We start from the raw sequence: 11,515 nt of genomic DNA, 5'->3' as shown, positions 1-11,515 counted from the left end.
TCAAGCACGGCTCTGCTCCTCACCACGGGCGCGGCCAAGCGCGAACAGCGAGGTCCGCGGGATCACCGTCTTCATCGCATGGCTCGCTTCGTTGAGCGACCCGTACCACTTGCGCCGGTAAAAATAGGCCGAGCCCCACGCCAGTCGATGGACCACCCCCCGGGCAATGGTCTCGCAGTTCCAATACCAGTCTTCGTAACCGAACCCGGTCTGGCGGGGATAGCACGCCGCATAGGGAATGGTCTCGTACAGTTCGCGAGTGGAAAACGCAGCGCTGATCCACGGATTGACCGTAAGCAGCGCGCGTTCATCGTAGTAACTGCCGGACTGGTCAACCTGCCAGTTGTAGGCGCTGTACATTCCAAAACTCAACACCATTTCAGGATGAAGAATAAAGCGTCCATCCAGACGTGATGCCTCTTTCAGGTGCATCAGAAAATAGCCGGTGGAGATCAGGTCATCTCCGTCGAGCGTGCAGATGTAGTCCGCGCGACTGGCGGCCACACCAGCGTTGCGCGCAAGGGCAAGGTCGCCAACCTGGGTCTCGACGATGGTTTCACTGCCGTCCAGATCAGGATGTCCGACCACGAACGCGCGGGTCTGCGGATCGGCACGGTCGAGGACCAGCACCAGTTGCACCTCAACGCCCTCCCGGCGCGCCACAGCACGGGACAAAGCGTAGGAACGCAGCGACGTATGCGCAAGGATGCCTTCCCCGTGAAAGGTCACGATCGCACTAAGTACCGGCACACTCATTCTCCGCTCCTGCGGCTCAACGCCATTTTCACGCGTCGCTTGCTCTTCGCATTCATTCTGCGCCACCAAAATTCAGGGTTACTGCCAAAGCCAACTGGGTTGCCGTCGACCACGTGTTGATGATACTTGCCCGCTGTGCGGCTGGGTTAATGATTTGACCGGATACCGCACGGGGTCGCTGAACAGGCTGCTCAGCCTGCCCGGCAGGTGGTCAGGTTCCCGCGGTGGGCTTGGGTATGCCCCGGCCGGCATAGTACTTACCCAGCAGCTGCTGAAGGTAGCCGTCCCCCAGCGGGACGCCACAGGCCAGCGCGGCGCGCTGGCAGTCCCTGGTATCGATCGGAAAGGCCACCCCCTGGTCGAGCACCCGGTAGTTGCCCCGCCTGCCGAGCACCTGCTCCATGCCGCGAACGATGGCGAGCATGTTTGTCGACTGGACATCGGCAAGTGACATCACGGGTGGGTAGCCCGCCGGGTGACGGAGGACGTGTGTTCCCAACAAGGCCACGTCCTCGATATCGATGAGGTTGCGCTCAGCGCGCGCCCAGATGTCGAAGGTTTCTCCAGACTCAATGCGGGCGCACAGGAAGTTGGTCAACGTATGCGGGTTGCCGCCATCACCAACCACTTGCGGAAGTCGGAAAACTCGTCCGCGTGGATCTGCCAGGACCCGCGCTTCCATCCGTGCTTTATGCAGCAGGTAGGGTGTCTGACGCTCGGCAGGATTGCCCACAGCACAACTGCCGAAGTAAATGACACGCTGCACGGCCTGGCCGGACAGAACGTCATCCAGCATCGCCTCCTCGCGGGCGAAGGCCTCGGGAGCAGTTTCGGCGGAATTTGAGACGCCGGCAGCTACGATCATGGTTGTCTCATCATGCTGCCACTCGCTGGCGAACGCGTTTGCGACCAGCCCCCGTCCAATGATCACGGTGCGCTTCCTTGTTGATTAAGTGTGTCGAGCCCTTCTGCTGGCCCGTGGATGTACCCTCCAACCCCTTTCACGGCGGAGACAAAGTCTTCCCACCCGCCGGCGCGTGACAGCGCGACATATTGCTGCTGCCGGCGGGACCGGCGCAAGGAGGGTTGGGCAATAAGCTCCTGCAGGCGTCCCATGAACGCACCTACGTCTTCAGGGTCTTTAACGAGCCACTCGGGCTCGATCAGGTCAACGATACCGCCCACCGCCGGAGCGACAATGGGTACGCCCGCGGCGGCGGCATCAAGGAGCATGGTAGGCAACCCCTCCCATGACGTGGTGAAGAGGAAGGCAACATGATCGGCAGTGACAATCTCCTCGAATCGAGCGAATGGTCCGTGCAGATTGACATTGGGGAGTATTCGCAGGGCGTCGATCGCCGGGTGGCGGAAACCAAGGTCCGCTACGCCGTGAACATCGAATCCTACCGCTGGCATTGCCTTGGCAATGGCGAGCAGGATGTCGGGGCGCTTCTGCCGCTCGAATCGACCCGCCCAAAGTACGCGTGGGCACCCAGGTGTCTCGAACGGATCCATTTTCGGCACGACGCTGAGGTCATACGGGAAACGAAGAACCCTGAACAAGTCGCGCGGCACGCCCAGTTCCAGCGCCCACGTTTCCGGAGCCACCGTGTTGTCGCAGAACACACGGTACAGCTGCGGGTAGCACCGGCGCAGGTAGCTCCGTGCATAGCCTATCGGCACGCCGTGTTCATCCTGGTCGTCGCAGAAGAGCGAAGCGAACAGGCGGGAGCGTTGCTTGAGCGCCAATCCATGCCGGCAGAAGGCCTCCCATGCAACCCGCGAATTGATGTTGTGAATGACGGAAGGCCCCATCTGTACCAGCAGCCTCGTCAGCAGCTGCACCTTGCCTTCCAATGCCATGCTGCCAACGATGTGACCGAAGTTGAGCACATTCACCCCGCTCGGTACTCGTTCCAACCAAGGCGAGCTCACGGGCTCCGTGACGATCAGCAGCACCGCACCTGTGGGAAGTTCCTCCGCCCAGGCCTGTAGGTGGTAAAGCGCGCCCCGGTCGGCGCCTCCCCGAACCAGCCAGGGCACGATCAACACGTGGCTGGGACGGCGGCTGCCCACCTCCTCCACCATTTTCCGATAGAGTTCGCCCGGCCGCACGATGAGGGGAATACCGTAGTGATGGTAATGGCTGGTGTCGCGTCGCTCGCCGAGAAGATCCGGCTCGATGCTGGCCAAGGCGACCACCTCGGCTTTCAGCCACGCAGGCATGTCAGGATTTCCGTAGCTCACAGACGAGGCGGCGCGCTCGAGGCGGCGCCCGACCCAGCCGAGGATACGTCCAAGCTCCGCGCGCGGATTCTCGAGCAACTGACGGAAACTGACCCTGCGCACAAGGCCCGACAGCCGGCGAATCACGGCAGCTCCCATGGGCCGAACAGCGCGGATGGCGGCATTACCGCCTTCAGTGCGCTGTTGACGGTGTTGATCGAACCCGACTGTTTCAGCCGATAGAAGTAGGCGGTGCCTGGCACGGCAACATGTTCATATCCCGCTGCCACGCTTTGGCAGTTCCAATGCCAGTCCTCGTATCCGAATCCGGTCTTGTGGGGGAAGCAGGGCACATAGGGAATCTCCTGGAAAACCTCCCGGCGCGCGAAGACCGCGCTGACCCACGGGTTCTCGGAGATCAGCATGTCCTTGGAAAACGGCATGGTGCGCTGGTCAATCTGCCAGCTATAGCGATGGTCCATGCCAAAGCTGACCACCACCTGGGCATGCAGAATCGTCCGCTCGCTGGCGGTACGTGCGAACTCGACATGGCGCTGGAAGTAGTCACGGCTGACAAGGTCATCGCCATCGAGCGTACACACGAACTTCCCGCTCGACTGTGCGATGCCAAGGTTCCGGGCCTGGGCTGAGTCGGCAACGTCCGTCCGCACGACGATCTCGTCGCCAACAAGGTCAGGGTGATCGCAGACAATGGAAATGGTTTCATCATCAGCGGTGTCGAGCACCAGCACGACTTCCATGAAAATGCCCATTTCCCGCGCCTTTGCGCAGGAAAGCAGGTAACTGCGCAGGGCAGCGTGGGCCAGCACGCCCTCCCGGTGGAAAGTGATGACGGCAGTCAGCTCAGGAGCCATGACCTTCCTTCCTGCCCAGCGCGGCGGCAAGGGCACGCAGCAGGGTCCGCACCAGCGTCTTCATCGGCAGGCGGTTGAGGGCTGACGCGAGCCGCGACATCTCTCCGGCGATTGCTTCCGCCGGGAGCGGGCCGGGGTCTCGACTGCCCATGATTGCACCCGTGGCAGCACTGAGGTGCTGCGCAGCTCCGATCAACTCTTGATGGGTGCTGATCAGCTGCTGGTGGGTACCGATCAGCTGCTGGTGGGTGTCTGTCAGGCTGTAGTAGGCATCGGTAAGCTCCTGATGAGCGCCGATCAGCCGCTCATTTGCATCGACCAGGCGCTGATGTTCACTGGACAGGCGCGCTTGCTCTTCCTGCGAGGCGTGCAGATGCTGCGTGAGGGTGGCTTTCTCCATGACAGCATGCAGATGGGCAAGTCGGTACGCTGCGCGCACGCCGTTGTTATCCGTCGCCAAGGCCTGCTTCTGGGAATCCAGCTCCTGGATTACCTGCTCACGACGAACGAGCTCGGTATTCAGCTGGTGGTACTGACTGTCCAACCAATCCTTGGCGTGCTGCAGGTCAGTGTGCCACTGCTCACGACGTTGCAGCTCCATGCGTGCCTGCTCCAACTGCATACGCCACGAGCGGTTGGCCCATTGCCAGGCCAACCCCGGGCGCAGCGGTGATTCTGCCGTAAGCCGCAAAGCCGACGCCAGGCATCCTGCCTCGTCCATGACCGCGGCGAACTCGGGCATCGCAAACGTTTCAGGAGCTTCCGGATTGCCAACAACCTCGGTCCAATCTGGCTGCGACGTCAGACGCCGAGCCTCCTCCAAGCCCCGAGCCCACGACTGCCTGGCCGCCGCGAGATTGCCATCTGCAAACTGGATCCATCCCAGGCGAACAGCTGCCGCTGTGGTCTTCGTGCCCAGCAACGGACTGAACGACAGAACGTCGAAAGCAAGCACCCGGGCGTAGAGCTCTGCTGCCTGCTGCAACTCTCCACTGCTCTGGTGCAGCAACGCGGAGGCAAATGCGAGGGAGACCTGCCAGCGCAGCGCAGTCGGATTTACCGCTGGCCCCTCGAGGTAACGCCGGGCCGCAGCAAGCAGCTCGGCGCGGCCATCGCCCTCGACTGCGACAGGGTCGTACAGCAGCACGCAGACTGCCGCCCCATAGTCAGCCGACTCAGAGGGCGTCTCCAGCATTGCCCTGCGTGCAATCTGGCGCCGCAAGCCAGCAGATTCCAAGCGCAACCCGGCCGCCACGATGAGCCCGACAAGGCTCGCATCCAGGTAATCCCGCTGGAACGCGATGATGTTCGGTGCGCCCATCGCGGAGTTCTGCTCGCGACCGGGGCCTTCAACCTTCGCCGCCAGCAATACGAGGCCAACGTCGCTGGCGAAGTTTCCAGAGTCGATAGCAAGCTGGTCAGCGGAATCACGCGCAATCTCGTCAAAGTGCGATGCGCCGAACTGCGCCGGGTCGCCTGGCTTCCAGACACGGTCAATGGCCAGCCCATGCTGCTGCAGCGCGGCGTGCAGCGCAGGCTGCTGCGCTGATTCGGCAAGGACCGCCGGCACCATGATCACCATCCGCCCGCCTCGACCCAGCGGCGCCTGCCTGTCTTGGATCTCTTCGCGCCACCGGCTCTGGTTATCCGACAAGCGCATGACCATCAGATCAACCGGCTTGGGGATGGACTTCAAGGTTGTGTCTTCCAGCCATTCGAGACCTGGCTCGATTGCTGATTGCGCACCACCGCCTGGAACGCCCAGCCACCTGCAGCGCGAGTGCTGCAGAAGAATTCGCCAAAGACCGCCCTTCGCCGCGTCCAGGGCCACAACTGCGTCGCCAGGATGCACGAGTGCTGCTGCCAGACCGTGATAGTTGGCGCTCTGCAACGACTCTGGATCACTGACCTCAACACCATGGCGCGCCAAGAGCCTGACGCTCAGGTCCTGCGTCGCACTTGATATCACGAAGGCCGCCGGGTGCTGCCGCCAACCCTGCTCTGCTGCCCGCGCTACCCAGATGTCAGCTTCAGCTGAGTGCTTTGAGGGCGCGACCACCATCAGCGTATCCAGCTCCCAGCCCCACACCATTGCATGGTCGTTGGCCGAGGTGATCCAAGCGATTGCCACGCTTGGGACTGAAAGAGCCGTGCCGCTCTCCGAGGACACGACTTCGCACCCGGCCAGCCTGAAAGGTGATTCCAGGGTGCCAAGCTCGGCGCCGATCAACTGCACATGACCAGGACCGGTCGCGCGCAGGCAGTAGTCCGCCAGTTCAGCTGCAGCCAACGGGGGAAGCAGGACGGCAGTTCCGTCAGATGCACCAAGGGCGCTCATGGCTGAGATCACAGGGATCCGTCGGAGGGCGCGGCAGGGGCAGGGTGCAACGCCTCGTTCAAGCGCTGTACCTCGGCGGTCAAGCCGTGATACTGCCCGTCAAGCCAGAGGCGGGCCGTCTCGAGCTCTGCGGTGTAGCGCTCGAGCTCCACTATCCGCTGCATGTGTTCATGGAACTTTCCATCCAGCCATGCCTTTGCGTCCATCAACTGGCGCACATCCTTTGCAGCGATGTTGATCCGCTCAGCGCCTTCCGCTGGACCGGAGACGACGGCACGGTCCTCATAGTCGGAAAGCAACGCGATTTCTGCGTCGGGGATGACGCACGGGAGCAAGGCGTGCGTCTGCAACTGCCGATGAAGCGCGCCGGGACTCGGGTCCCGGGCGATGTCCAGCTGACGGGTTGCAAGGTGCAACAAGCCGGCCGCCTCCCCCTCCGAGGAGGGATCTCGGAGCGCATCCCTTGCATTCGCCTGCACTTCATTCCAATGGCCGACAGCCGTATCCACGGCACCTTCTGCCGCGGCCATCATGGCTGCAAACGCACGCGCCTGCGCCCTGTGCAGCGGGTCAGCCGCATTGAACTCCGCCTCCAGTTCCGCCAATGCAGCGCGCCGACGACCTTGCGCCAGCAGGGCGCCGGCCCGTGCCAGAGGAGCATCAACGGTCTGCTGCGGCGCACCGGCCTTGCGAGCCAATACCAGCAGCCATTCACCATCGCAGGCCGGGCCGACGGAGGGGTCGATCTCCAGCATCGAACGCGCCGCCAGGTGCCGTTTCTGTCCACCGCCGGCATCCTGAAGCCACGCCTTCTCGATGACGAAACCATTGCGTTGGAACTGCGCTGTCAAGCGCGCCCAGTCGTACACATGGAAGTGGAACGGGTTGGGGTCTTCGCCGGTTTCGTCGGACCAGTCGTTGGGCACGCTGGCGTACACCCGTCCCTGCGGCGACAGCACCCGGTGCAATTCTGCGAGCAGCAGATCCGGCTGTGGCAGATGCTCCAGTGTCTCCACCGATACCGCGAAGTCTGCCGAACCATCGGCCATGGCCGACAGGTTCTGCGCATCCCCGACCACGAACGCCATCGGAGTAGGCGAGGCCGGCGCAAAATTCAGGTTGGCATAGTCCACGGCATATTCGCTGGCATCCAGGCCGGTAAAGGACGAGGCCCGACTGTTATGGGCCAGCTGATATGAGCCGTAGCCAAGCCCGCATGCAACGTCGATGACACGGTCACCCGCACGGATGAACTGGGCGGCCTGCGCGTAGCGGGTCATGTGCGCATCGGAACGACGGCCCGGCTCGCGGGTCATGTCCGTATGCAGGTCGCGTTCCTCTTCCAGGGCCTTGAGCGGATACACGGCGAGCGCCCGCTCAGGAACACGTTCGAAGGATGTCATCAGAAGCCCGGTGACCCGATCCAGCTCACCATACGGCGCGACGCGTTCGTTGAGCGGATGCTTGCGCCACTCCGCCTTGATGACGGCAGCTTCCCAGAACGCCCTATCCCCGGCAGCTGCGGCGGCGCCCACCACCAGCAGACATACAGGACCGGCCAGACCCGCCAGCAACTCTTTCAGGCGCTCACCGGCCTGCTCGGCGTCGACATGCTCCACGACTACAATACCGGCGGCGCTCACGCAATCGGTGCCGTCCTGCACGGGGACGCCGGACTGGCGCAGCGCGCGCAGAAGCTCAGGTGTCACATCGCCCCGGACGGTCACTGGACCGAGAGGGAGCCAGGCGATCAGCCTTGCCACGGCCACACGGATAACGGCCGGGGTGAGAGCGGACCGATCAAGCGAAAGGTTCATATCCATTGCGGGGCCTTCCTGATTCATTCGGCTTCAGCGATCACCGCGCGCATGCGCAGGTCACTGACGCCACCAAAGGTGTATTCCTTCTGCCGCATACCCACCTGGAAGAAGGCCGCTTCGTCGCGCCAGTGCAGCATCCGCTGGGCGCCGCCGAAGCGCTCGAGCTCCTCGGACACCGAGACCTGGACTTCATAGAAGTTCACGCCCAACGCGCAATCGAACTCAAAGCGAACCACGAACGGCTCGTCGGCGCGGAAGGTGGTTCCCCAGATCCCAGGATGGTCCTTGCCTGCCTCGGCCCACTCACTCACGTCCTGGTTGAGCGTTCCCCAGGAATACAGCTTCACCCCTTCCTTGTTGCGCAGGCGCACGTTGACGTTGAGCTTGTCCATGTCGCGGATCGGTCGCGCGGTGACCTCGATCACCACGCGCTCGCGGGGGAGGAAATACGCGCACTCGTCACCCTCTCCATCGAATACCCGCACCCGTTCGACGACGCAGTCATAGTCCCCGAAGGAAAGCTTGTCGCTACGAACGCCAAGCACGGGCGAGCCTTCATGCACAGGCACTTCGCCAGCATCTTCGACTGTAGCCTGGGCTTCAACAATCTTCTGCGCGTGCTGCAGGTGTTGCGCACTAATGGAAGCGTAGTAGTCGCGTTCGTCGTCATGCAGCTGCTTGCGGTACTCCAGCACCACTTCCGAAGAGGGTCCCGCCGCGCGTACGGTACCATCGCGCAGGAGAATGGCGTGGTCAGTCAGCGTCCGGATCGATTCCTGGTCATGCGAGACCAGCAGCAGCGTGCACCCATTCGCGCGCAAGGCTTCCATCTGCTGGAAGCAACGCTTCTGGAACAGCGCATCGCCAACCGCCAGTGCCTCGTCGACGATCAGGATGTCCGGTTCGACCTGCGTCTGCACCGCAAAGGCGAGCCGAAGCATCATGCCGCTGGAGTAGGTCCGTACCGGCTGGTCAATGAAGTTGCCGATATCGGCAAATGCTGCGATGGCGTCGAACTTCTGCAGCACCTCGCGCTCTGACAGGCCGAGGATCATCCCGTTGAGGATGACGTTCTCGCGCCCTGTGAAGTCAGGATTGAAACCACTACCCAGCTCGAGCAGGGCCGCAATGCGCCCATTTACCTGCGCCCGGCCGGTGGTCGGGGCCAACGTGCCGGCAATTACCTGCAGCAGCGTCGACTTACCCGAACCGTTGCGACCGATGATGCCTACGGCATCGCCGCGTTTTACCTTCAGGCTGACGTCGCGCAGGGCCCAGAACTCCCGCCCGCGCTGGCGCGATGACCACTCCCCCTTCCCTGGCAGCACGCGACCAAGCCGCGGCAGCAACATTTGCAGCAGGCGGTCAGATGGCTTCTCGAAAATGTTGAAGACCTTGCTGACACTTTCGATATCGATGACGAGATCTTCAGACGACATCTGCGAAGGCCCTCCGGGTCCGCTGGAACCACCAGTAACCAAAGAAGAAGATAGCCAGCGACCACGCCACTGCCCAGCTGTAAGAACCCCAGTCCGGCAGCGTTCCAGTGACGATCAAAGCGCGCGTCTGCTCGACATACACGGCCAGGGGGCTCAGGCGCATCCAGTTACCAATTGTCTCTGGGAAAATAATCGACGGGTACAGCACAGGCGTGAGGTACTGCAGCACCCGCGCGAGCAAGCCGGCGATTTGGTCCACATCGCGGAAGAACACGCCCAGGGAAGCGAACAGATAGGTCACGCCCATGGTCAGAGCCAGCATCGGCAGAATCAGGATTGGCAACAGCACAATCTGCCAATGCAGTCCGAAACTACTGAAGACAAGGAAGGCAATCAACGCGATCGTCGCCACGCCCGCGTTGTAAAGCGAAGACAACACAACCACCGGTGGCAGCACTTCCAGCGGAAACACTACCTTCTTGACCAGGTTCGGATTGCTGAGCACGGCGCTCGGCGCCCGCGTCAGCGACTCGGCAAAGAAGTTGTAGACAATCAGCCCGATGAACAGCAGGACTGCGTAGTCGACCTTGGTGTGGGTCTCGATGCCCTTCCACTTGGCACTGAAGATCGTAGAAAAGATGACGGTGTAGATGGCCAGCATGATGAGCGGGACGAGTACGCCCCACAACGCGCCGAGCAGCGAGTCCTTGTACTTCTTCTTGATGTCCCGGCCGGTAAGGCTCAGCATCAATTCGATGCGTCGACCCATCATACGGCGGCGGCCTCCAGCGCGCGCTCCAAATCCACCTGCAGATCCCCCAGATCTTCAACGCCTACACTCAACCGCACGAGTGCATCGCTGATGCCCAACTGATTGCGGCGCTCCACCGGAATGGACGCGTGCGTCATCACCGCAGGATGGTTGACAAGGCTTTCCACCCCGCCGAGCGATTCGGCCAGGGTAAACAGCTCGGTCGCCTCGCAGAAGCGCTTGGCGGCTTCATACCCGCCCTTGAGCACAATCGAAACGATTCCGCCATAGCCCTTCATCTGGTGCGTCGCCAACTCGTGTTGCGGGTGTGTTGGCAGTCCTGGGTAGATGACCGTCTCGACTGCAGGATGGGTGTGCAACCAGCGCGCCAGCGCCAGTGCATTCGCGCAATGGGCCTTCATGCGCAGCGGCAGGGTCTTCAGGCCACGCAGGGCCAGGAAGCTGTCGAATGGCCCCTGCACCGCGCCGATGGAGTTCTGCAGGAATGCCATCTGTTCGGCCAGCGGCGCGTTGTCGCCCACCACAATCATGCCACCGACCATGTCCGAGTGCCCATTGAGGTACTTGGTGGCGGAGTGCAGCACAATATCCGCGCCCATCAGCAGCGGCCGCTGCAGCATCGGCGAAGCAAACGTGTTGTCCACCACCACGATCAGACCATGGCGCTTGGCGATGGCGGCGACCGCGGCAATGTCCACGATCTTCAGCATCGGGTTGGTCGGAGTTTCGATCCAGACCATCTTCGTCTGCGGGGTGATCGCCGCTTCGAAGGCGGCCAGGTCGGTCAGGTCCACAAAGCCGAACTGCAGCCCGGCCGTGCGCTTGCGCACGCGCTCGAACAGGCGGAAGGTGCCGCCATAGATGTCATCCATTGCCACCACGTGGCTGCCGGCGTCCAGCAGTTCCATCACGGTGGAGGTGGCGGCCATGCCCGAGGCGAAGGCGTAGCCGCGGCTGCCGCCCTCCAGCGAGGCCACGCAGCGCTCATAGGCGAAGCGGGTCGGGTTGTGGGTGCGCGAGTACTCGAAGCCCTGGTGTTCGCCCGGGCTGGACTGGGCGTAGGTGGAGGTCGCATAGATCGGCGGCATCACCGCGCCGGTGCTCGGGTCGGGCGACTGGCCGCCATGGATGGCCAGCGTGGCCAGGGCGAGCTGGCGCTTGGAGTGCCCGGAGGCTGCAGAATCGGACATGGGGGTTCCCAGCGATTGAGAGCCCCAATCGGGGCCCACTTTAAATGGAGCGGAAGTCTATCAGCGGGGGCTTAATCAGCCGTTGACGCTGATAAACAT

The 11,515-nt window shown here is 62.5% G+C and carries 9 protein-coding genes; all 9 read right to left on the bottom strand.

Features of this window, described 5'->3' with window-relative positions:
- Positions 1-756, bottom strand: a complete 756-nt coding sequence (locus ACTJI4_RS05325) for a glycosyltransferase (protein WP_440868743.1) — start codon at positions 754-756, stop codon at positions 1-3.
- Between the two features lie 211 nt (positions 757-967).
- Entirely contained in the window at positions 968-1,687 is a 720-nt protein-coding gene (locus ACTJI4_RS05320; protein WP_440868742.1) for an NAD-dependent epimerase/dehydratase family protein, read from the bottom strand.
- On the bottom strand, positions 1,684-3,141 hold the full coding sequence (locus ACTJI4_RS05315; protein ID WP_440868741.1) for a glycosyltransferase family 4 protein: 1,458 nt from the start codon (positions 3,139-3,141) through the stop codon (positions 1,684-1,686). The genes ACTJI4_RS05320 and ACTJI4_RS05315 overlap by 4 nt, the downstream gene beginning before the upstream one ends.
- Positions 3,126-3,857 (bottom strand): glycosyltransferase family 2 protein, encoded by a 732-nt coding sequence (locus ACTJI4_RS05310; RefSeq protein WP_440868740.1) that lies wholly within the window; start codon positions 3,855-3,857, stop codon positions 3,126-3,128. Before ACTJI4_RS05310 ends, ACTJI4_RS05315 begins: the two co-directional genes overlap by 16 nt.
- Positions 3,847-6,195, bottom strand: a complete 2,349-nt coding sequence (locus ACTJI4_RS05305) for a hypothetical protein (RefSeq protein WP_440868739.1) — start codon at positions 6,193-6,195, stop codon at positions 3,847-3,849. The genes ACTJI4_RS05310 and ACTJI4_RS05305 overlap by 11 nt, the downstream gene beginning before the upstream one ends.
- Before the next feature lie 8 nt (positions 6,196-6,203).
- Positions 6,204-8,018, bottom strand: a complete 1,815-nt coding sequence (locus ACTJI4_RS05300; RefSeq protein WP_440868738.1) for a class I SAM-dependent methyltransferase — start codon at positions 8,016-8,018, stop codon at positions 6,204-6,206.
- Between the two features lie 17 nt (positions 8,019-8,035).
- A complete protein-coding gene (locus ACTJI4_RS05295; protein ID WP_440868737.1) occupies positions 8,036-9,454 on the bottom strand; it encodes an ABC transporter ATP-binding protein in 1,419 nt (472 codons plus the stop codon).
- Entirely contained in the window at positions 9,444-10,223 is a 780-nt protein-coding gene (locus ACTJI4_RS05290; RefSeq protein WP_440868736.1) for an ABC transporter permease, read from the bottom strand. Before ACTJI4_RS05290 ends, ACTJI4_RS05295 begins: the two co-directional genes overlap by 11 nt.
- The gene (locus tag ACTJI4_RS05285; protein WP_440868735.1) at positions 10,223-11,416 is read right to left on the bottom strand and encodes a cystathionine gamma-synthase; all 1,194 of its coding nucleotides are present in this window, start codon (positions 11,414-11,416) and stop codon (positions 10,223-10,225) included. The genes ACTJI4_RS05290 and ACTJI4_RS05285 overlap by 1 nt, the downstream gene beginning before the upstream one ends.
- Between the last annotated feature and the right edge of the window lie 99 nt (positions 11,417-11,515).

Origin of the sequence: Stenotrophomonas sp. 22385 (assembly GCF_052045085.1) — a bacterium.
Classification (GTDB): domain Bacteria; phylum Pseudomonadota; class Gammaproteobacteria; order Xanthomonadales; family Xanthomonadaceae; genus Stenotrophomonas.
The sequence above is the reverse complement of the archived record's forward strand: the minus strand, read 5'-3'. Positions and strand labels throughout refer to the sequence as shown.

What these genes read in the sequence shown, in the direction of transcription:
- ACTJI4_RS05325 (WP_440868743.1), bottom strand. Translation starts at nt 756, where the DNA reads ATGAGTGTGCCGGTACTTAGTGCGATCGTGACCTTTCACGGGGAAGGC.
- ACTJI4_RS05290 (WP_440868736.1), bottom strand. Translation starts at nt 10,223, where the DNA reads ATGGGTCGACGCATCGAATTGATGCTGAGCCTTACCGGCCGGGACATC.
- ACTJI4_RS05295 (WP_440868737.1), bottom strand. Translation starts at nt 9,454, where the DNA reads ATGTCGTCTGAAGATCTCGTCATCGATATCGAAAGTGTCAGCAAGGTC.
- ACTJI4_RS05310 (WP_440868740.1), bottom strand. Translation starts at nt 3,857, where the DNA reads ATGGCTCCTGAGCTGACTGCCGTCATCACTTTCCACCGGGAGGGCGTG.
- ACTJI4_RS05285 (WP_440868735.1), bottom strand. Translation starts at nt 11,416, where the DNA reads ATGTCCGATTCTGCAGCCTCCGGGCACTCCAAGCGCCAGCTCGCCCTG.
- ACTJI4_RS05300 (WP_440868738.1), bottom strand. Translation starts at nt 8,018, where the DNA reads ATGGATATGAACCTTTCGCTTGATCGGTCCGCTCTCACCCCGGCCGTT.
- ACTJI4_RS05305 (WP_440868739.1), bottom strand. Translation starts at nt 6,195, where the DNA reads ATGAGCGCCCTTGGTGCATCTGACGGAACTGCCGTCCTGCTTCCCCCG.
- ACTJI4_RS05315 (WP_440868741.1), bottom strand. Translation starts at nt 3,141, where the DNA reads ATGGGAGCTGCCGTGATTCGCCGGCTGTCGGGCCTTGTGCGCAGGGTC.